The sequence below is a fragment of the Bacillus sp. SD088 genome, from assembly GCF_017355205.1.
Classification (GTDB): domain Bacteria; phylum Bacillota; class Bacilli; order Bacillales; family Bacillaceae_C; genus Lederbergia.
The window spans coordinates 60,919-80,756 of sequence record NZ_JADIJK010000007.1 but is presented as its reverse complement, the minus strand read 5'-3'; the positions used below and the strand labels follow the sequence as shown (position 1 = coordinate 80,756).

Sequence of the window (19,838 nt, the reverse complement as noted above, 5' to 3'; positions counted from 1 at the left end):
ATGGAAAACACAGTCAATTCGTTAAAAGGGAGAGATTTTCTAACACTTGCTGATTTCTCTCCAGCGGAAATTACGCAATTAATTGAAAATGCGATTGAGTTAAAGAAATTACAAAAGGAAGGGATTCCCCATCACTACTTGAAAGGAAAAACATTGGGGATGATTTTTGAAAAATCTTCAACGAGAACGCGCGTTTCCTTTGAAGTAGGGATGAATCAACTAGGCGGCCATGCTTTATTTTTAAGCAGTAATGATATCCAATTAGGAAGAGGAGAAACGATAGCTGATACGGCTAAGGTTTTATCCCGTTATGTTGATGGCATTATGATTCGTTCTTATGAGCATGCTGGTGTAAAGGAATTAGCTGCACATTCTGATGTGCCAGTTATCAATGCTTTGACAGATGATTTCCATCCATGCCAAGCATTAGCCGACTTAATGACATTATATGAAGTAAAGGGTGAACTAAAAGGCCAGAAACTTACTTATATCGGTGATGGAAACAATATGGCCCACTCATTAATGATCGCCTGTGCTAAGCTTGGGGTTGATTGTTCGATCGCTTCTCCAAAAGGATACGAGCCAAAACAAGAAATAATTGATTTAGCAACAAATATCACCAAAGAGACTGGGGCTAGTCTGCTTGTCACAAATGACCCTAGAGAAGCAGTGCAACATGCTGATGCCGTGTATACGGATGTTTGGACAAGCATGGGATGGGAAGAGGAAGAGGCAGTGCGTTTAAAAACTTTCCAATCTTATCAAGTAAATAGTGAGCTTATGACATACGCAGATAAAGCAGCGATATTTCTTCATTGTTTACCTGCAAAAAGAGGGCAAGAGGTAACAGCAGAGGTGATTGATGGTCCTCAATCTTTTGTCTTTGATGAAGCAGAGAATCGCTTACATGCGCAAAAAGCGTTGATGGTTGCTTTGATGGGAGAGTAAAAACAAAGCCTTACGGTCAACTTTTTCAAGATGAAATCATTCCTTGGTTTCATCTTTTTTTAGTTGTATGATGATATCCAGAGAGACGTTAAACGATTTAACCTAAACATTCACCCATCATAGGCTTTTTTCATACAATAAAGTAACAAAATATGAGGGGGAGTTAGAAAATGGAAAAGCTACAGGTAGATCAGCTTACTGTGATCATTGTTCCTCCAGCAACGAATTTCGCTCCTGTGGATGGACGACAATATATAATGGAACCGCTATTCGGTGCAAATCGGATTTTAACCATTGGTATTTCTTCGAATCAGTGTTGTTTGGATAAAAATGAGCAACCATTCGTACTGGAATGGAAGCCCAAATTAGGCGAATACGTTCTTACAGGGAAAATAAATTATTTCGAGGAAACATTTAAAGAGATAAATAGCAAACAATGGAAAAATAACATTAGGCACATACTAACACTTATTATAAAGTCAGATTATTATTTATTTCAGCATGTGCCATGGTTAATAGATGCACCGATATTAATTGAATTATACGATAACCATTCACAATTAATAAAAATAGAAAATTTTGGAACACCACGAAAATATATGTTAAATGAAAAAGTTGAGTATAAGCTTTAGTAAACAGTAAACCGGATATTGAAAATCCGGTTTTTATTTTCGTGTAGTAAAAAATCTCATTTTGTCTCACTATTAGGAGTATACTTTTGCATTGAGACTGTAAATATTGATATGCAGTTAACTTCCGATAATATATATTATGTTCGGGGCGTTATTTTGAGAAGGTAAATATCACTCTACCCTATGTTTATAACTTGTTTTTTTTACATTTCCAAGATCAACATATTGAACACTACTTTCAATAATATCATTAATAAATAGTTTATGGTTTTTAGCAAATTCTTTAACTTGTTCTAATAAATCTTTATTATAAGTAGTCTTAAATTGAATTCTATCTTTAGGTCTCGTTTTTTTCTCAAACACAATGGTTCCTTTAGCTAAAAGATTTTCTAAACCATTTTCGATAAGATAATTGATATGAGTGTCATTTTCCAACGCCAAATGTTCTAATTGAGTCAAAATATTTTTGCTTATGTTAGTTCTAAATTTAACCCTAGTATTATCAGTAGTATGAATTAATTCTCCATTCACTAATTTCCACATTTTAAACACTCCTAATATATTATTTTATTCATTTAGTAGCTCAGTAATTCGCTGCATCATGCGTTCTTTTTTATATAAAATAAAATTTTCATTTGAAACATTTTCATAAATGATTATTCCAAGTTTTGGAAGAACATATTTTCCTTTCACCCAAACGCGATACACTTTATTTCCAGTCTTAGTTGTAGTACTAGTAATGGTTGAATTCAATGACCACGAGTAAAAAACTGATAACAGCCCTTCTGCAAAATGGATACTTGCTGTTGTCACATTCATAACATATCCAGCTTTTTGTACCCACCCATCCCCATCAATCACCCCTCTTATAAAAGAAGGTAAATATTGATCTGGTACATTGGGAAAAGGAACATTTAAGGATTTCCTCGATTTTATTCCCAATACTTCAAGATCCTTTTTGATTTCCTTAGAATGGATAAGTAATGTTGGTGTTGTCTTTGTTTTCCAAAAAGGAGCTAATATATAATCTGCGCACATGTAATTTGCTGCGATTTTGAGAATCCTTTCATCTTTTTGAGATAAGGACACACTATGAACATGCTCATTAACATGTCCATCTGTAATAAATAAACCTAAAACCCAAGCCATTTCATGAGACCATTTTTTAAAGAAATTTTCATTAACTTTATGTACACGAGGCCGTCCTGATGATTGTTCCCGATTCATCTTTACTCCTTGTTTATAGAGCACATTTCGTATTGCCCGATCAGAAAGTCCAATGATCGGTTGCATTTCTTTAAAAGGCATTCCACTTTTATACATTTGAATAATCATTTCGTCTGTAATTCCTGGATTTCTGGGCATCATTTTCTCCTGTAAAAAAGATGTATTAAAATGATTCTATATACCTATTATAGAAACGAATGTTTGTGATTGCAAGTGGAAAATGTCTATGTATAAGGGCCAGACCACCAATAGATCACATTTTCTTCGTGTTTGATCAATTTTTTATATAATAGTACTACTGAATCCCAGTCTTGCTCCTGGTAGCTTCTAACGTAAAAATCCCCATCTACTGTTATTGTATAATACCTCTGATTTTTTAGTTTATATCATATTAGTCCGAATCTTTATATATCTTAATAATATACCTTATTGAACAAATAATCATCATTATGAAGAACGAATGAGTCCAGCGCCCTTCTACCTTCCGAACTGTACTAATCATTCTTTCCGTTGGTCCTGTAATTCATAGGTTCGACTGCTAATTATCTGGCATGGCTCTGTAATAAAAATTTGGAGGTCGATACCATCTATCGCACTACCTATCTATCATTCTATTTTTTGCATCATACATCATACGATTGAATGGGTGTCTGGTTCTTTATGTGTGGGTGCTCTACTGACACTTGGCTTTACTTGACAATGAGCAGCGGCACCTTCATCGACCGAAAATATCTTGAGAAGTTTTTTGAAAGAAGCAATATTTCCATGGAATTGCTGCGCTTGATTGATAACCTCATCTCCATCTTCTTCACCAGTTAATGATAAAGTAGGGCAAACGATTTTTTCTTCCAATCCGTTAATGCAGAAATGATCAAGTTTGGCCATTAATTCATGTAATGATTGAACACCAAAAGACCTCATTGCCACATCCATAATTGCTTTTTCACCTTCAGATATTATTTGATCAAGCGTTTCAGAAGGTAATTGCTGCACTTCCACTGTTAAAACAGTGCCCAATAGATATGCAAACTACGTAAAGGAGAATTTGGTATTAATGCTTGAATTCGAGTATCATAAGCCGCGGCACGAATCGCAATATAGCCCCCAAAACTATAACCTGTTATCGCTATTTTTTTAGGATCAATTTGATCAAATGCTTCTAATTGATCAATCACTGAAGACACGGACTTTTCACAATTCTCCGGTTTTTCTAATGATAATCCTGACAGATAATACGAACCTGGGTTATGCGGTCCTTCAAACAGTAAAACATTATAACCACGACGAATACATTCTCTCCCAATCCACAAGTGCATTTCCATAGCTGTTCCTTCTCCCCCCGTAGCTACGATGAGCGTAGGGTTGGATGACTTTTTACTCCGCGATGTAAATAGGTAACAGGGAAGAATTCCTTCTTTATAAGAGACATCTAGTTTTACAAAGGGTTCATCTAATAGGTCACATGCTTTTTCGAATTTTATGCGAGATTGTTCCCAATACCGCTGATGATCTGGATGATTTGGAGATAATATTCCCATAGCAGAGCGATAATAGCTAGCCGCACGTAGATTTAACAAGCCAGCGGATCGTCTATTTTGTTCTCGCTGTACCTGATTCGCAATACTCTACTGTTTCTGCAATCTTAGACCAAGCATTCGCAAAACTGTAAATATTTCCATCTTCTGTATTTTGAACAACCTGTAAAATTTCTCCAATTTCCGCTCCTCCCTCGCTCATTGTTGCTAATGTACACATTAATTGAAAGTCCATTTCCTAGTCCTGAAATAAATAAGGACGAACACCACTTCTTCCCTCTTCAAAACTCATTAAATCTCCTCCAACCTATTGTGTACTTAGGAAACTTGCTACAAAACAATTAACTAACGCCTCTTTTGTTTTCCACCTCCTATAAATGGTTGTTTTCCCTACGCCTGCATTTTCTGCTACTTTTTCGATTCTTAGTTTTGCAACCCCATCCTCCAGCATAAGTGATCGCGTTGCAGACAATATAGCTTGATGTGCCTCTTGACTACGTGGACGCCCCACATTTTGCTGTGTGTAATCTGATATTTTCTTCATATAAAAAAACACCCACCTTTACATTACGATACGAATCGTATCGTAATAAAAATCAGGTGTCAAATCCTTGGATGTTTTATCTTTTTCAATACTTCTTTCTCAGCTTTTAATAACTCATACGTCTCTTTTCTTTCTGCTACATTTTGTTGTTTAAATTAGACACATAAAAAGTGACTTTTAGTGGCATAAATCCTTCAAAAGTCACTTTACAATTATAATTAATTTTTTTCAAAAAGCAGTATAATTTTAACTATTCTTTGTTTCATTCATCTTTTTTATTTAATTTCTATCTTTTTCTCTTATTGGACGAATAACTTTACATGGATTTCCAGCAGCGATAACGTTAGGCGGAATATCTTTTGTTACTACACTCCCTGCACCGATAATAGAATTTTCTCCTATGGAAACCCCTTGTAAAACAGAAACATTTCCACCCAACCATACTTTATCGCCAATATGAATTGGTTTAGCATACACGACATGATTAGCTCTATCTATTGGATCTTCTGCATGGTTAGCACAAAATAAAGCGACTCTTGGACCTATATAAACATCATTTCCAATCGTTACGTCGCTACAATCAAGAATTACCATATCATGATTAATGTAAATATTATTGCCCATTGAAATATTAAACCCTAACTCACAATTAAAATTGGACTCTATATAAACATTCTCACCCATTTTATTAAAGAGATTTTTTAAAATGTCTACGTCATATTTATTTTCTGAGTTGATTAAAAAATTATATTTTCGGCATTCTTTAAGCGCTCGGTTTCTATATCTGTCCACAAATTGATCCATATCGTCATACTCATTACCATTTTTTGTTATTTCTTTAATATGCTCTATTTCTTTTTGCATTGTTATCCTCCATTTAATTTCATTAATATGACGATTATTATAGAGTTTTTCTTTGTCATAATCAACGAATGTCCCGCCAAGGATTCTCCAGCATATTCTAAATTTCCAATCAAATGTTTTAAACTGGTATATTCTTTTTTAGTTGGGATTTCTGCAAAAGAAAGCAGCGGCTAAATATAACTGCAGCACATTTAATTCATTGAACAGTCATTAACAGTTTGATATTTCACTATCAAATTTACCAGTTGGGAAAAAACTTCATTATGTCACGATTTTTATGGACAAAAGTCTGTTGGACTTTGATACTTCTAATCAAATAAATTTGAAAAATATGTATAATACTGGAATTTATTGGAAAACCTGCCAATATAACAAACTATAAATCGGAGGTTTACCCAATATGAAGTACAACATAATGATAAGCATCGTTTTTCTTGTTGGTCTATTTGTTTTATTACCAAACGTTCATGCAGATAATGGAAAAATATACAAAGTCGATTCGGCAACCATTGAGTTAATGGATGCACCTGCTCCGGATGCAACTGTTCTTGCTAAATTAGATCAGGATGAAAAAGTTACTATTTTTGAAGAATCTTATAGTTGGGGAAAAACATATTTTGATGGAAAAGAGGCGTGGGTTGCCTTATATCAACTAATAGCAGTTAATAATACACAAGAATTGTCAGAAGCTGAACAGCAAGATCAAGCTAATATAGTAGAAACAACATCGAATGAATCAGCGGAGAAGGGACAACTATATCGTGTTAAAGCATCTGTCCTCAATTTACGTAATGCTCCTGATATGGATGCAACGATTATTACTCATTTGAATAAAGGTTATAAAGTGACTATTTTTGAAAAGTCATCGGGTTGGGGAAAAACGTATTTTGATGGAAAAGAGGCATGGGTTGCCTTAAATTGGCTAGAGACAGATAATGAATCAATAGATAGCGGGGTATCAGAGGAAAATGAAACAAATGATTCATTACAAGCTGAAGAGGAAATTGAAAATGAAGAATCCGAAGCAGTACATGACCAAAAAAAAGATGAAAATGGAAAATCAACAATCGAGTCTACAGATAACGATGAAAAACAAGATACTCAAACAAAGCAAATTAGCGAAAATTCGCTGGCTGGTTATCATTTCGTTATTGACCCGGGCCATGGTGGAAAAGACCCCGGCGCGATCGGATCAGAGGTATATGAAAAAACATTGACACTCTCGACAGCCAAAAAATTAGAAAGACAATTACATAATAAAGGAGCTACTGTTACATTAACTAGAGCAGATGACACGTACATTTCATTAGAAAAACGGACTGAAATCAGTAATTCCAATAATACAAATGCATTTATCAGCTTGCATTATAATTCGTCGGATGATCAAGCTGTTCATGGAATCGAAACCTTTTATAGCGGAGATGATGATAATCGCCAGCTCGCAAATGCTGTTCATTCATCAGTAGTGAATCATGTAAATCTCAATGACCGTGGAGCGAAACAAGCAGGTTTTCAAGTTTTAAAAGATAACCAACAACAAGCTATACTCATTGAACTTGGTTTTATCAGCAATCCTGATGAACAAAAGCTTATCCAAACAGATCGTTATCAAGAAGAAGCAGTTAAAGGTATTATCGTTGGGTTGGAAGAATATTATCATGAATAAATTAACTTTGTACCTTAGTGCCAATAACTTTTGGCAATCCTTTAAAATAGGAGTTTCCGAAAAAACTCAAGGTATATAATGGGATGACATTATATACAAATGATAGAAGAGAACACTAATTACTGAGGTATGAACTATAAGAGTTAGAATGTTTTAACGAACATTTCAAATTTACAATACTCTTTAAATCCAAGCCGACGTAGTATCGGTTATGATGTACGGGCACGAGCTTGTACGGTTAGAAGCTGACATCCCTCCTCTTTGGACTTATTAATCCTATATTGCAATAACGAATGGTAAACTCCTTTATTACGATATTCAGGTAAAACAGCAGCACCTATAAGATACATAGTTTGACCATCAGAACTGATTCGAAATATGGCGTTTCCAATTGGCAATCCTTCATTGTTATAGGCAACGATGTATCCATCACGTCGCCCAGGTAAGGATATATAAGTTTTTACACACAAAGAAAGCAACCAACCTAGATGAGGTGTATAGGTGGTTACTTTCTGTTGTGGTGGTTCTTAGGTTTAATAGGTCCACACTTTAGCTTGAAGTTCTTGTACTCCAAATTCCAGTGCATCGTCTAAGTCTTCCATATAAATATCCAAATGGCCATTTGTAATAGCACTTCCCCGGTCTTCACAAACGTATGTTTTATTTAACTTCGGGATATGTATTTTCGTGCCAAAAGGAAGAGATTGTGGACATGCAACTGTCCTGCCTTCTTCTACCACTTCACCAGATGCTGTTATACCGTAGGCCGGATCACCAGGTTCTTTTCCTGTAGATTCAGGTCCAGCCGTATAAGCTGTAACTGTAAAAGGAGTTCCAGATTTATCTGGTATTTTTATTGTTTGCCCTGTTTTAATATAGGTAGGATCCGATAGGGATGGATTTGCCGCAATGATAGCATTTACATCTACTTGATAGTTTTGTGAGATACGATATACATTATCTCCTGATTGTACTTCATAATGCTTCTCAGCAGCAGCTGCCCCCGCGAAGAGTACGAACCCAACCAAAGCAAGAAATATCGAAGAAATATACTTGATAATAACACCTCCCTCTCCAATGTATAATTCCTATCTACCCATCTTTTTAGCTTGTAAACTTGGATTCTATCTATGTGAACATTTTTAATTTAATTGTAAAGAAAATGAAAAATAGAAATGTTTTTTTACAGGACATGGCTATTCCTGCATAAGAATTTTGTTGCTGGCGGAATGATTTTTTCTTTGGATTCGTTCTTATGCTTGTTACGCATAAAATAGCGGATAAGTCTTTATTTAGATCTTCTGAAGAGGCCTAGGATTAATAGCTAGGGATTAAAAGGGCGACGAATACAGTTGGACCGCCTTTTTCATAAAAAACAATCAACTATAATCATCTCCATCTCTATCATTGCAAATGGTATATAAATTATAGTTGATTTACTCTACTAGCTTTTTCAAATATGCTTTGCATATGGTAAAAAAGCTTAAAATAAACAATAGCAAAAAGATCCCCACACCAATCGCAGTCATCTGGTAAAATGCTGGTGCAATCATATTACGTAAGTTAATTAGAACGGTAATCAATAAAACCGTAGCAAATGTAAAAGGGACAAAAATCAGAATCGCTAGTTCTCTTGTTACAACAGAACTAATTTCTTTAATAGATAGATGGCCTGCTTTATACTTCATTCATTTATCTCACTAAGGACGCCCCATGGAGAGAGACAGACATTACAGTTTATAACACCATAACCTTCGCTAAAACTCTTAATTTACACACTGATTCTATATAAGAGCATGATTTGATAAAGATTAATCATGCTCTTTATAGCTGAAATTTTATTTAGTTAAGTTTATTTTTAAATTTTCCAAATCGCCATTTACAATGTAATCAAGATTTTCGTTTATCAAGTTTATATCTTGATTCCACCACTGAAGTTTGATCCAATCCTCGATTATATCATCAGAAAATCTCTTTTTTATTAGTTTGGAGGGGTTTCCACCAACAATAGTGTAAGGTTCAACATTTTTGGTGACAACAGATTCTGTTGCAACTATTGCACCATCGCCTATTTTTACTCCAGGCATGATTGTTACATTTCTGCCAATCCATACGTCGTTTCCAATCTCTGTATTCCCTTTGAGTGGCAGATTTTCTAATGTTGGTGTATGACTCGCCCAACCGTTTCCAAAAATATTAAAAGGATAGGTAGATCCATCCATTCGATGGTTAGCTCCATTCATAATAAATGTAGTACCCGGTCCGATTGAACAAAACTTTCCAATTATCAATTTATCCCCAATAAATTCATAGTGATAAAGAACTTGTTCTTCAAAAGATTCTCCTTGTTTACTGTCATAATAAGAAAAATCTCCAACTTCAATATTGGGTTTTGTCAGTGACGGTTTAATAAATTGGACACCATTATTACCTGAAATTGGGTAAATCATATCTGGGCTAGGTCCCAGTGGTCTTTTAGAGTCCATAAAACTGTCCACCCTTCATTCCATTAAGTTTAATTTTTCAATCTTGTTACATTCTAATGCAAACCATACGGTGCCTTCTTTATCACATACAATTCCGTGAGGTTCAGAATTAGGTGTATGGATTGGATATTCTTCAATCGATTTATTTTTTGTTATCCTTCCTATTTTATTTGCACCCCATTCGGTGAACCATAAGTCCTCATCCAATCCTTGAGTGATTGCATGAGGACGTGCATTTGGTGTAGGGATGTCAATTTCTGTTATTTCACCAGAAATAGTAATCCTCCCGATCTTATTTCCCGATATTTCTACAAACCAAAGTGCATCATCGTTCCCTCTTGTTACACCTACTGGTCCTGCTGAGGGTTTAGGTATTTGAAACTCCGTTAGTTTCCCCGACTCAGTTATCCTTCCAATTGCATTGTTTTGATTTTCAGTGAACCAAAGTGAGCTATCAGGGCCTAGCGTAATGAAAGCTGGGTAGGATTCTTTATTGGGTAGTCCATATTCATGAATCACACCTTCCACCGTCAATTTACCTATACGGTTTCGATTCATTTCTGTAAACCAAATATCTCCATTGGAGCCTTCCGTAATCCCATATGGTGCTGAATTCGAGTGTGGCAAAGGATACTCTTTAACTATGCCAGTTGCTGTAATTCTTCCTATTTTGTCTGTTTTATTTTCCGTAAACCAAATATCACCTTTTGAAGAAGCAGTTAAACACATCACTCTAGCATCAGGAGTTGGAACATTATATTCCTTAATCTCCCCTTCTTGATCAAGACAACTGATCTTATTTGCTTTATGTTGGGTAAACCATACCTTTCCTTCTTGTGTGACAGCTATCCCATAAGGACCTGAATCAGAATGTGCAATATTTATTTCTTGCTACTCAAATCTCATATAAAATCCCTCCATTGAGAATTTTCTAGCGCAAATAGCCTCCTATACTCATTTTCTGAGATAGGAGGCAATGCAAACTAGTCCAGACTAAAATAGACTTGTTTTTAAAGTCCTTTAGTCTTTATAAGGTACATTACACAATAATCCTATCTCAGAAAATTAATCAAAAAACATAACCTATAAGCATTCAGACCATGAAAAAGCTGAATGTATATGTTAAGTTATCGACTTTTCTAAAAGTTAGGATTATTGGATCATGTCCTTTTTTCACCCTTCCGTCTTTCGATAATTTCACAATAAAACACTACCTCAGTTTTGTCAACTACCTTTGTGTACAGCTTCATAGCTTATTTTTAGATATTTTTAAAATGATTTGCTTGATAATTCCAAAATTAAATGATTGGTGTGTTTTTTCCATTAAATACCTATTTTATAGATTGTCCATTGCAATTCTTATTGGAGATTTATTAGAGAGGTAACAAAAGGGGTGTCTTACATTATATTTACCGTAAGCATAGAAATAATGGATTTGGAAGCTGGAACAAAGTGTTTCAACCAAAGGAAAACCGAATTAGTATGTGCATAACTCTCGCTCCGGATCCCTAAGGTAATGAAATATTCGTCTTTTGAAGCTCCGCATTTTAGTATTGTCCCAAAAGAAGTTTATCACAAGTCATTATAATCTTTCTATTAACTTTATTTAGATGTATCTTTTTAAGTATTGGTGTTTTCTAAATAAATATTAATTTGTTCAATGTTCGTTTCGATGTTATTCTTGCAAAGTACTCGCCATACGGATAATCAAAACGTTCGTTATCTTTTATTCCAATGTCGCTTTATATTCCCCACTTCGTTGCTATACTTATTCCTATCAACGATATACCCCCACAAATATAATTTTCACTATTATTCATTTTTGCATTAGCCAAAAAGAACATTAACTTTGGGACATTCCATAAAAAGCACGCTTTGAGTGATATGTCTAATATACCCTACGTTGGAATACATTCCATATTGTATCTATGAAAAATCTACCTCAGATATTTTAGGCATGACAGCATTTAAGGCGCTTTATTTAGTTAATTTTGGTAAAGACATTTGCCCATACACATGATGTAGCCTTAGACTACCTCACATTGGAATCCAGGTGGGAGAAAGAGTGGCAGTCTGCTCTTGGAAAGTTTCTTATTTCCTTTTATCATACCAATCCACGGAATCCATCATTTCCACATTTCTTATTTGCTCGAGTGTACAACTTGTAACTCGCCCATCCTTTAAGTATAAGTGTATTTGATTTTCAACATAGCCGGATACTTTACACTCTAAGTCTTTATAATAACTTCCGTCTCTTCTTATCACATTTGCCTGAATCGAAACTGGTAAATTCATTACAAAAGCTTGATACAACACTTGGGCGATTTCTTCTTCTGTCATTTCTTTTTTCGGCTCAACCTCTAGTAGTTGGTCATTCACTTCCTCTTTTTTGAGTGCTTCTGAATGGTCGCTTAGCATCATCCCTAACCATTTCACAATCCCCCTATCTTTATATCCCAGCTGTTCCGGTGTGATGCGTGTGATCGATATTTTCTCCATTTTCACTCTTCCTTTCCAGATCGATGACCACCAAGCAATTTCGCACGATATCTAGCCATTCCACTTTCAAGTAAGCTGGAAGCGTGCAGAAGTGACGTGTATCCATGTTTTCTTTTCACAAAATCAATCGCCCTATCCATCTCTTCATTTCCTATCGTTTCTTCTATTGGTTCAAAGAAATCCAGTTGCAATGACTGCTTTGGTTGCAGTTTTCCAAAGGTGATATTAACGACCCTTACTGGTACATTTTCTTGATAATATTTATGAAAGATCATCAGCATATACTTCTTTAATTTTTTTGATGAATCGGTTGCATCAATCTTCATCTGATGATTAAATCCGCCTTGCGCTATCGTTTTCGAATAGCCAATGGCCAATTTAACAACACCAGTCACTAGATGGTGTTTCCTTAGTCTTGCTACATTCTCGTCTGTCATTTCCCGAATAACAATCTCAATGTCATGTTTCACTACATAATCTCTGTTGAGTATCTGGTTTTTGCTGAATGACGTACTTTTAGGTTTGTATGAATCCGCTAGTAATGTTCGGTCAATTCCGTGTGCGTGGCAAAATAGCTGTTCTCCAATCACGCCAAACTTTGCCTTTAATACACGAATATCATACTGAGACAAATCATAGATACTTCTAATACCTAGCCGATTAAGACTAGCTTCTGTTTTCCGCCCGATTCCCCAGAAATCAATTAATGGTGCTATTTTCCATACGGTATGTGGTACATCTTCATAACGCCACTCACCTATAAATCCATTTTGTTCGTCATGTTTCGCCTGATGATCGAGTGCTAATTTTGCTAACAGCGGATTATCCCCTATTCCCACAGTAAGGACTAGGCCTAATTTTAGCCATACATCATGTTGGATTTCCTTTGCTATATCATGTGTGCTGCCGAAAAGTTTATGCGATTTAGTCACATCAATAAACGATTCATCAATAGAATAAACAAGGACATCATCTTCCGCTACATAACGCTTAAAAATACTTAATATTTCTAAGTTTCTTTTTACATACAATGCCATACGAGGTTCTACAATTTCTATATTTGCTCCGTGCGGGATCTCATATATTCTTGTTCCTGTTTTAACTCCATACTCTTTCTTTACTAAAGGAGATGAGGCTAAAACCAAACCGCCTTGGTTATCGGGTTTAGATACAACCGCAATCCGGGCTTTTAAAGGATGCTGTTTGCGTGCGGCAGCTTCTACACTTGCAAAAAAAGATTTGACATCTATGCACATAATATCTCGTCTTGGCTCATTCGAATAATCCATCATAATAATATTTTTCATCGTCTCACTCCTGTAACGAATATATGTTTGCATCTCCATTATAAGAACGTACATTCCGTTAGTCAAGATCAACACGATGAAATCTCGATGCCAATATATGGAAGCAGAAACACGCCCCGCACGTCTCTTCTACCTTTTCCTACCGTTTCTGTTTACCAGACAGGCTTATCTATAAAGGTAACTAGGTCGATCCCAAAAGCGTTGTTTAGCCATTGTATCGATAAATGTTTGTCCAAATTGATGATCTGTATCGATCACAACTCCCGACATTTCTTTAATCCCCATTTCCTTCAATAGCTGACTGCTATCTTCCCTGGCGCTTATTGGCTTGAAATGATTGTACATATTCATAATAAAGGTCCGGGCTTGATAATAAAAATAGTTATCTGTTTCGGCTCTGCCAACAAGATACGCACCCTCATAGCTCAATGGGGAAAGCTTTGATCCACCTGATACGTTACTCCTCTGCTGTCACTTACTTCACCAAGCTTATCGCTAACAATGGAAGGATGCATCTTTGCCTCCTTCCATTGTTTAAGCAGGGCATCCACTTCCTTGCCAGGAAAACCTTCTGCAAGAAAAACAGTATCCGCCACAAAATTTGTATTCATTAGGCTTACTGCCGGCGATGATTTTGTAACAGCGGATTCTTCTACATCTGGTGCTGTATAACACCAACATTATTGGCAACGGCTTCTGCAAGCTCTTTGCTGACTCTTGCTAAGCGGTCAACCATTTGTTGAAGCACAGGCACATGAAGGCATCTTCCTAGTTCAAAACTATAGGCTCCAATAATATGCTCTCGTTCTACTGGTGTCATGCTGTTCCAGAAAAGTTTAGCCTGTGAATAATGATCTTTGAACGACGATGCTGTTTTACGCTGTTTCAATCCTTCTACAGTGGAAGGATAAGTTACAAAGCCTCCCTTATCTGGCGGAACTTCGGAAGGATTATTATCTGCCAATATATTTTTGTGATAAGAAATTTTTCCGCGGTCAATCACATGACGTGAAGCACCATACCGCTGGTTGTTAAAAACAGGACAAACCAGTTTATTGATTGGAAACTGCTGATAATTTGCACCTGCTCGTGCCTGTTGCGTATCCGTATACGAAAATAACCGCCCTTGCAACAGGGGATCGTTGGAGTAATCAATTCCACGCACAATATTCCCTGGATGAAATGCACTTTGCTGTTTCTGAAAAAGCATTATCGACCGTTTTATTTAGCATTATCTTCCCCATCTTTTGAAGCGGAACTTTCTCTTCAGGCCAAAACTTTGTCGGGTCTAAAATATCGAAATCAAACATAAATTCTTGATCTTCCCGAATAATCTGTACAGCAAGTTCAAATTCCGGATGATTTCCCATCTTGATATTGGTCCAAAGATCTCTTCGATGAAAATCAGCATCTTCGTCAAGCTTTTGCGCTTCATCCCAAATTAATGGATGAACCCCTAACATAGGCTTGATATGAAACTTGACAAAATGAGCTACTCCCTCTTTGTTCACAAAACGATATGTGTGCACACCGAAGCCCTCCATAGTACGGAAATTCTTGGGTATGGCCCGGTCAGGCATAATCCACATCGCCATATGGGTCGTCTCCGGGTTACTCCCCATAAAATCCCAAAAAGTATCGTGCGCTGTTTGGCCCTGAGAGTATTCATTATCAGGTTCTGGTTTGACAGAGTGAATAAAATCGGGGAATTTGATCGCGTCTTGAATAAAAAAGATAGGGAAATTGATGGCCACAATATCAAAATTCCCGTCATCTGTATAGAACTTAATGGAAATTCCTCGCACATCTCGAACAGTTTCATTACAGCCCCGTGAAGTTTATCCTATTGGTATACAAAGACATTCTTTAACGAATTATCTTAGTGTAAATCCAAGAGAAATTCCACCACCAAGGGATAAACCAATCAAACTAGCTTGTTCAAGATTCAGGGTATTCATTAATTGCTTCAAAAAATCAATGTAAAACGAGAGTGAATATTTTATATCAGGTTTTTCACTCGCTCCATAGCCAGGTAAATCAGGTGCAAATACAAGATGTGATTTCGATAAAGGTCCTATTACTTCCTTCCAAGAGATATTGGCTGAGTCAACGCCTGCTCCATGCAGAAGAATGACAGGCGTCCCCTTTTCTCCAGCTGTGTAACATTGGATATTCATATTGTTTATATCCAAGTCGAGCTTTTTTATTTCAGGTGAACTACTAAACATCTTCTTTTCTCCTTTCCTCACTTCATTCCTATAATTCGATTAATACTACACTCAACTAATTCGTTTGGGTTTTTGTCTTGATTGTTTAGCCAAAGCATCACCGCTCCCAAGGTAGAAGCTTGCAGCAAAAAGGACGCTTCTTTTACATCCATTACAGGAATTTCGCCGTTATCTATACAATTTTGGAGAATTCTTTGCACCTCATTATCGATAAGTAAACCTCTTTCCTTTGAAATTGCACGCAATTCTTTATCCCGCACACCTTCTAAATAAATGGCTATCATACTCGCTAAGGAGGCGGCATCACCGCTTCTAGCCGACCAATACATCAAGAAGTTCCGTAATGTCTCTATATTAGCTTCTTCTCTCTGATTCTCTATGACCACCAATCTTGTTTGTTCTAAAGCATACTGAAAGTAGCTAATTACCAGCCCTTTTTTTGAGCCAAATCGTTTTGATAAAATCGCAGTCGACACATTGGCTTCTTTTGCAATTTTTTCTAAAGACAAATTTGAGTATCCATGAATAGAAATTGCAGTATAAAAGCCTAAAAAGATTTGTTCGTCGCTATATTTAATCGGGCGCATTGTATCCCTCCATTAGTAAGTGTCCATTCACTTACTAAAATATAATAACATTATGTAAAAATCAATCATTTAAAATTGAAATCAATGTTTTTTCTCTAGCGGCAGTGGTAAAAATATTTGAACAATAACAGATTGTTGCCTATTCGACGTACTTGAGGTTTTTGTCTTTTAAAAGTGCGTTCCCTATGAAAGCGTTCGTAAAAATGACATCACGTTGGTCAGGATCAATCATGTCTCCTCGTTATACAACTAAAAGGGGCCCCGATAGCTAAATCAGGGCCCTCATCATTATTTATTTAAGTAATCTGTAACTGCACCAACGGAAGAACAAGATACATTATGCGCATATTTTCCTAATACACCTTTTTTATATAATGGTGGTGCAACCCAATCTTGCTTACGGCGTTCAAGCTCTTCTTCGGAAACTTCAAATGAAATTTCTTTTTTGCTGGAATCAATCGTTACAGTGTCCCCTTCTTTTAAGAAAGCAATCGGTCCACCTGCTTGGGCTTCCGGGGCAATATGGCCAACAACTAGCCCATGTGTACCACCGGAGAATCTACCGTCTGTTAATAAAGCAACTTTTTCCCCTAATCCTTTTCCAACTAAAATGGAGGAGACAGATAACATTTCTGGCATACCCGGAGCACCTTTTGGACCAATATGGCGAATAACGAGTACATCGCCTTCCTTTATTCTATTATGTGTGACTGCTTCAGTTGCTTCTTCTTCTGTATCAAACACACGAGCAGGCCCAGTATGCCTGGTTACTTGCACACCAGATACTTTTGCAACTGCACCACTAGGCGCAAGATTTCCTTTTAGAACAATTAGTGGACCATCTGCGCGTTTCGGATTATCAAAAGGCATAATAACCTTCTGTCCTTCCACAAGATCCGGTGCTTCCGCTAGATTCTCGGCGATTGTTTTACCTGTAACTGTTAAGCAATCGCCATGAAGGTACCCAGCTTCATATAGCATTTTCATGACTGCAGGTACACCACCTGCCCGATGCAGGTCTTGCATAACGTATTTACCACTTGGTCTTAAATCAGCAAGATGTGGCACTTTTTCCTGAATGCGATTAAAGTCTTCCAGTGTCAAATCGACTTCCAAGGCATGGGCGATTGCCATTAAATGCAAGATTGCATTTGTCGATCCACCAAGCGCCATTACAACAGTAATCCCATTCTCAAATGCCTTTTTTGTCATAATGTCTTTTGGATAAATTCCTTTCTCAAGCAATTTATAGACTGCTTGTCCTGCTTTCTCACAATCTTGCGCTTTATAATCTGACACTGCCGGATTGGAAGAACTGCCAGGCAGACTCATGCCCATTGCCTCAACAGCAGATGCCATCGTATTTGCTGTGTACATACCACCGCATGAACCCGCGCCTGGACACGCATGACATTCGATTGAACGTAATTCCTCGTCATCAATATCACCGTTATTATGTTTACCGACACCCTCAAATATCGACACAAGATCGATATCTTTGCCGTTTAAGGAACCAGGTGCAATTGTACCACCATACACAAACACTGCAGGTACGTCGGCATTGGCTATCGCGATCATACAGCCTGGAATATTCTTATCACAACCACCAATCGCTACAAATGCATCTAAATTTTCAGCTCCAACAACAGTTTCGATTGAATCAGCAATTAGATCACGACTTGGTAAGGAAAAGCGCATTCCTTGGGTCCCCATAGAGATACCATCTGAAACTGTAATTGTATTAAAAATCAATGGTACGCCACCGGCCGCTCTTGCTCCCTTTTTGGCATTGACAGCTAAATCATTAATATGGATATTACATGGTGTCACTTCACTCCATGTGCTAGCAATTCCGATCATTGGCTTCTTAAAATCCTCATCCGTTACACCGACAGCACGAAGCATCCCTCTGTTTGGCGCTTTAAGGGTACCTTCACTAAAAACATGACTTTTTATGCGTAGATCTTTTTCCATCTGAATACCACCCTTCTGTGGACTATTATAGGAGTGATTTTTCAATAATTCAATGTATTCAGGTCAATGAAAGGTTTTTCTCGAAAAAAAATAACCCAGTCAAGGTGATCAATGATAACCTGAAGGTTCTTACACCAGAAAGGAGATCAGATCACAGATAGGGTTACATGTTTAGAAAAAGCTGCGGAGCTTTTTGCATTTCCGAGATAAAAGGTTTTGATAAGAAAAAATAGAAGGTCAAAAGCCTGCCTCTTCTCCCCTCTTATTTTTTAGTGTATAAATGGGAAAGCAGTTCTCTGTTTTTGGCATCAAATTTCGCATTGTGAGAAGATATATAAATCTCTGCATATGCATCTGGCTTAAGATACAGCTTTGCTTGGTTCACCGCATTCGCTGCATCATTGTATGCACCAGCGATTAATCGCACCTTTCCATCGAATGAAAGAATATCACCAGCAGCATATAAACCAGCTATGTTCGTTTCGGCTTTACCAGATCCTTTCACGAAAAAATCGCGTTCCAATTCTATTTGTAATGGACTTTCTTTAATAAATTTCAGTTCTCTGTCATACCCATAATTAATGATTAAGTCATCCACTTCAAACCGAACCTCTTCACCGGTTTTTTGATTTCTCGTCAACACCTCTTTGACACGATGACCGTCCTCGTCAGCAATTAGTTTTTCTATCTTTGTATTTTTATAGATGCTAGCAGAGGAGGCTTCCAGATGAGCGATGTGTGCTTCCATCGCTTTGAATTCCTCACCACGATAAATCAATGATACTTTTTCGGCGATGGGTTCCAGTTCGTTGGCCCAGTCGATGGCAGTATCTCCACCACCGGAAACGACTATTTTCTTGTCTTTAAATGCATCAAGATTCTGAACCGTATAATGAAGATTGCTTACTTCAAAACGGTCAGCTCCTTCTATATCTAATTTAATTGGTTCAAAGATTCCTCCGCCAGTTGCCAAAATAACTGTTTTGCTTACGTATTCATGTCCTGTATGGGTTGTTATCACAAAAAGCTCATCTTGATTCTTTTCAAGCTTTTCCACTTTTTCATTTAAAATAATTTCCGGATCAAATGTACGCGCTTGCTCTTCCATTTGCTCTATTAATTGAGCACCGGTAATCGGTGTTATACCTCCTACATCCCAAATCATTTTTTCGGGATAGACATGAACCTTGCCCCCGAGCTTAGGTTTAAACTCGATAATGCGGGCGGATAAATCTCGCATTCCACAATAGAAAGCTGCATATAATCCTGCCGAGCCACCACCAATAATTGTTACATCTTTGCATTCTGTCGTCATTTAACACCCCTCCTTAAGTTAAAATT

General features: G+C 36.9%; 24 protein-coding genes and 1 pseudogene. 3 read left to right on the top strand and 22 right to left on the bottom strand.

Translation table 11 applies throughout. From position 1 onward, the window contains the following. Together argF and IPU53_RS08240 are read left to right on the top strand one after the other, a co-directional pair. A complete protein-coding gene (argF, locus tag IPU53_RS08245; RefSeq protein ID WP_207449723.1) occupies positions 1 to 948 on the top strand; it encodes an ornithine carbamoyltransferase in 948 nt (315 codons plus the stop codon). A gap of 170 nt (positions 949 to 1,118) precedes the next feature. Further along, a complete protein-coding gene (locus IPU53_RS08240) occupies positions 1,119 to 1,580 on the top strand; it encodes a staygreen family protein (protein WP_207449721.1) in 462 nt (153 codons plus the stop codon). A 171-nt stretch (positions 1,581 to 1,751) separates the two neighbouring features. On the opposite strand, the gene IPU53_RS08235 is transcribed toward IPU53_RS08240, so the two are convergent. The 7 genes from IPU53_RS08235 to IPU53_RS25260 form a co-directional block, all read right to left on the bottom strand. Next, positions 1,752 to 2,123: an rRNA methyltransferase gene (locus tag IPU53_RS08235; protein ID WP_207449719.1), complete on the bottom strand. Its 372-nt coding sequence runs from the start codon at positions 2,121 to 2,123 to the stop codon at positions 1,752 to 1,754. 24 nt (positions 2,124 to 2,147) lie between these two features. Continuing rightward, entirely contained in the window at positions 2,148 to 2,948 is an 801-nt protein-coding gene (locus IPU53_RS08230; RefSeq protein ID WP_207449717.1) for an LAGLIDADG family homing endonuclease, read from the bottom strand. Positions 2,949 to 3,437: 489 nt separating this feature from the next. Further along, positions 3,438 to 3,824 (bottom strand): hypothetical protein, encoded by a 387-nt coding sequence (locus tag IPU53_RS08225; protein WP_207449715.1) that lies wholly within the window; start codon positions 3,822 to 3,824, stop codon positions 3,438 to 3,440. After that, positions 3,809 to 4,384, bottom strand: coding sequence for an alpha/beta hydrolase family protein (locus tag IPU53_RS08220; RefSeq protein WP_207449713.1), 576 nt, complete (start codon positions 4,382 to 4,384; stop codon positions 3,809 to 3,811). The genes IPU53_RS08225 and IPU53_RS08220 overlap by 16 nt, the downstream gene beginning before the upstream one ends. 13 nt (positions 4,385 to 4,397) lie before the next feature. Next, positions 4,398 to 4,577 (bottom strand): hypothetical protein, encoded by a 180-nt coding sequence (locus tag IPU53_RS08215; RefSeq protein WP_207449712.1) that lies wholly within the window; start codon positions 4,575 to 4,577, stop codon positions 4,398 to 4,400. A gap of 72 nt (positions 4,578 to 4,649) precedes the next feature. Then, complete coding sequence (locus IPU53_RS08210) at positions 4,650 to 4,886, bottom strand: TetR/AcrR family transcriptional regulator (RefSeq protein ID WP_207449710.1); 237 nt, start codon at positions 4,884 to 4,886, stop codon at positions 4,650 to 4,652. A gap of 279 nt (positions 4,887 to 5,165) precedes the next feature. Continuing rightward, the gene (locus tag IPU53_RS25260) at positions 5,166 to 5,750 is read right to left on the bottom strand and encodes a sugar O-acetyltransferase (protein ID WP_207449708.1); all 585 of its coding nucleotides are present in this window, start codon (positions 5,748 to 5,750) and stop codon (positions 5,166 to 5,168) included. A gap of 400 nt (positions 5,751 to 6,150) precedes the next feature. Here IPU53_RS25260 and IPU53_RS08200 point away from each other — a divergent pair, with 400 nt between their 5' ends. Then, positions 6,151 to 7,416 (top strand): N-acetylmuramoyl-L-alanine amidase, encoded by a 1,266-nt coding sequence (locus IPU53_RS08200; protein ID WP_207449706.1) that lies wholly within the window; start codon positions 6,151 to 6,153, stop codon positions 7,414 to 7,416. A gap of 209 nt (positions 7,417 to 7,625) precedes the next feature. On the opposite strand, the gene IPU53_RS08195 is transcribed toward IPU53_RS08200, so the two are convergent. The 15 genes and pseudogenes from IPU53_RS08195 to IPU53_RS08130 all read right to left on the bottom strand — a co-directional run bounded on the left by IPU53_RS08195 (position 7,626) and on the right by IPU53_RS08130 (position 19,812). Then, entirely contained in the window at positions 7,626 to 7,886 is a 261-nt protein-coding gene (locus IPU53_RS08195; protein ID WP_207449704.1) for a GNAT family N-acetyltransferase, read from the bottom strand. 63 nt (positions 7,887 to 7,949) lie between these two features. Beyond that, positions 7,950 to 8,444, bottom strand: a complete 495-nt coding sequence (locus IPU53_RS08190; protein WP_242698150.1) for a LysM peptidoglycan-binding domain-containing protein — start codon at positions 8,442 to 8,444, stop codon at positions 7,950 to 7,952. A gap of 408 nt (positions 8,445 to 8,852) precedes the next feature. Beyond that, positions 8,853 to 9,104, bottom strand: a complete 252-nt coding sequence (locus IPU53_RS08185; protein WP_207449702.1) for a hypothetical protein — start codon at positions 9,102 to 9,104, stop codon at positions 8,853 to 8,855. A gap of 150 nt (positions 9,105 to 9,254) precedes the next feature. Then, positions 9,255 to 9,902: a Vat family streptogramin A O-acetyltransferase gene (locus IPU53_RS08180; protein ID WP_207449700.1), complete on the bottom strand. Its 648-nt coding sequence runs from the start codon at positions 9,900 to 9,902 to the stop codon at positions 9,255 to 9,257. A gap of 15 nt (positions 9,903 to 9,917) precedes the next feature. Beyond that, entirely contained in the window at positions 9,918 to 10,787 is an 870-nt protein-coding gene (locus IPU53_RS08175; protein WP_313886465.1) for a Vgb family protein, read from the bottom strand. Between the two features lie 1,206 nt (positions 10,788 to 11,993). After that, complete coding sequence (locus tag IPU53_RS08170; protein WP_207449698.1) at positions 11,994 to 12,401, bottom strand: hypothetical protein; 408 nt, start codon at positions 12,399 to 12,401, stop codon at positions 11,994 to 11,996. Positions 12,402 to 12,403: 2 nt separating this feature from the next. Next, positions 12,404 to 13,708, bottom strand: a complete 1,305-nt coding sequence (locus IPU53_RS08165) for a Y-family DNA polymerase (protein WP_242698149.1) — start codon at positions 13,706 to 13,708, stop codon at positions 12,404 to 12,406. A gap of 165 nt (positions 13,709 to 13,873) precedes the next feature. Continuing rightward, on the bottom strand, positions 13,874 to 14,137 hold the full coding sequence (locus IPU53_RS08160; RefSeq protein WP_207449696.1) for a catalase: 264 nt from the start codon (positions 14,135 to 14,137) through the stop codon (positions 13,874 to 13,876). Further along, on the bottom strand, positions 14,134 to 14,319 hold the full coding sequence (locus IPU53_RS08155; RefSeq protein ID WP_207449694.1) for a hypothetical protein: 186 nt from the start codon (positions 14,317 to 14,319) through the stop codon (positions 14,134 to 14,136). Before IPU53_RS08155 ends, IPU53_RS08160 begins: the two co-directional genes overlap by 4 nt. A gap of 41 nt (positions 14,320 to 14,360) precedes the next feature. Next, the gene (locus IPU53_RS25730; protein ID WP_242698162.1) at positions 14,361 to 14,528 is read right to left on the bottom strand and encodes a catalase-related domain-containing protein; all 168 of its coding nucleotides are present in this window, start codon (positions 14,526 to 14,528) and stop codon (positions 14,361 to 14,363) included. Between the two features lie 201 nt (positions 14,529 to 14,729). After that, positions 14,730 to 15,513, bottom strand: a pseudogene (locus IPU53_RS08150) (catalase); the annotation flags it as partial. 69 nt (positions 15,514 to 15,582) lie between these two features. Continuing rightward, entirely contained in the window at positions 15,583 to 15,936 is a 354-nt protein-coding gene (locus IPU53_RS08145) for an alpha/beta fold hydrolase (RefSeq protein WP_207449692.1), read from the bottom strand. Between the two features lie 17 nt (positions 15,937 to 15,953). Next, on the bottom strand, positions 15,954 to 16,523 hold the full coding sequence (locus tag IPU53_RS08140) for a TetR/AcrR family transcriptional regulator (protein WP_207449690.1): 570 nt from the start codon (positions 16,521 to 16,523) through the stop codon (positions 15,954 to 15,956). A gap of 288 nt (positions 16,524 to 16,811) precedes the next feature. Next, positions 16,812 to 18,497, bottom strand: coding sequence for a dihydroxy-acid dehydratase (ilvD, locus tag IPU53_RS08135; protein ID WP_207449688.1), 1,686 nt, complete (start codon positions 18,495 to 18,497; stop codon positions 16,812 to 16,814). Positions 18,498 to 18,759: 262 nt separating this feature from the next. Next, on the bottom strand, positions 18,760 to 19,812 hold the full coding sequence (locus tag IPU53_RS08130) for an NAD(P)/FAD-dependent oxidoreductase (RefSeq protein ID WP_207449686.1): 1,053 nt from the start codon (positions 19,810 to 19,812) through the stop codon (positions 18,760 to 18,762). Positions 19,813 to 19,838 lie beyond the last annotated feature (26 nt).

Excerpts from the sequence above, each read along its gene's own strand:
- IPU53_RS08180 (WP_207449700.1), bottom strand. The coding sequence starts at position 9,902 with ATGGACTCTAAAAGACCACTGGGACCTAGCCCAGATATGATTTACCCA.
- IPU53_RS08145 (WP_207449692.1), bottom strand. The coding sequence starts at position 15,936 with ATGTTTAGTAGTTCACCTGAAATAAAAAAGCTCGACTTGGATATAAAC.
- IPU53_RS08165 (WP_242698149.1), bottom strand. The coding sequence starts at position 13,708 with ATGAAAAATATTATTATGATGGATTATTCGAATGAGCCAAGACGAGAT.
- ilvD (WP_207449688.1), bottom strand. The coding sequence starts at position 18,497 with ATGGAAAAAGATCTACGCATAAAAAGTCATGTTTTTAGTGAAGGTACC.
- IPU53_RS08130 (WP_207449686.1), bottom strand. The coding sequence starts at position 19,812 with ATGACGACAGAATGCAAAGATGTAACAATTATTGGTGGTGGCTCGGCA.
- IPU53_RS08230 (WP_207449717.1), bottom strand. The coding sequence starts at position 2,948 with ATGATGCCCAGAAATCCAGGAATTACAGACGAAATGATTATTCAAATG.
- IPU53_RS25260 (WP_207449708.1), bottom strand. The coding sequence starts at position 5,750 with ATGCAAAAAGAAATAGAGCATATTAAAGAAATAACAAAAAATGGTAAT.
- IPU53_RS08215 (WP_207449712.1), bottom strand. The coding sequence starts at position 4,577 with ATGGACTTTCAATTAATGTGTACATTAGCAACAATGAGCGAGGGAGGA.
- IPU53_RS08200 (WP_207449706.1), top strand. The coding sequence starts at position 6,151 with ATGAAGTACAACATAATGATAAGCATCGTTTTTCTTGTTGGTCTATTT.
- IPU53_RS08235 (WP_207449719.1), bottom strand. The coding sequence starts at position 2,123 with ATGTGGAAATTAGTGAATGGAGAATTAATTCATACTACTGATAATACT.
- IPU53_RS25730 (WP_242698162.1), bottom strand. The coding sequence starts at position 14,528 with ATGACACCAGTAGAACGAGAGCATATTATTGGAGCCTATAGTTTTGAA.
- IPU53_RS08185 (WP_207449702.1), bottom strand. The coding sequence starts at position 9,104 with ATGAAGTATAAAGCAGGCCATCTATCTATTAAAGAAATTAGTTCTGTT.
- IPU53_RS08155 (WP_207449694.1), bottom strand. The coding sequence starts at position 14,319 with ATGAATACAAATTTTGTGGCGGATACTGTTTTTCTTGCAGAAGGTTTT.
- IPU53_RS08210 (WP_207449710.1), bottom strand. The coding sequence starts at position 4,886 with ATGAAGAAAATATCAGATTACACACAGCAAAATGTGGGGCGTCCACGT.
- IPU53_RS08240 (WP_207449721.1), top strand. The coding sequence starts at position 1,119 with ATGGAAAAGCTACAGGTAGATCAGCTTACTGTGATCATTGTTCCTCCA.
- IPU53_RS08140 (WP_207449690.1), bottom strand. The coding sequence starts at position 16,523 with ATGCGCCCGATTAAATATAGCGACGAACAAATCTTTTTAGGCTTTTAT.
- argF (WP_207449723.1), top strand. The coding sequence starts at position 1 with ATGGAAAACACAGTCAATTCGTTAAAAGGGAGAGATTTTCTAACACTT.
- IPU53_RS08170 (WP_207449698.1), bottom strand. The coding sequence starts at position 12,401 with ATGGAGAAAATATCGATCACACGCATCACACCGGAACAGCTGGGATAT.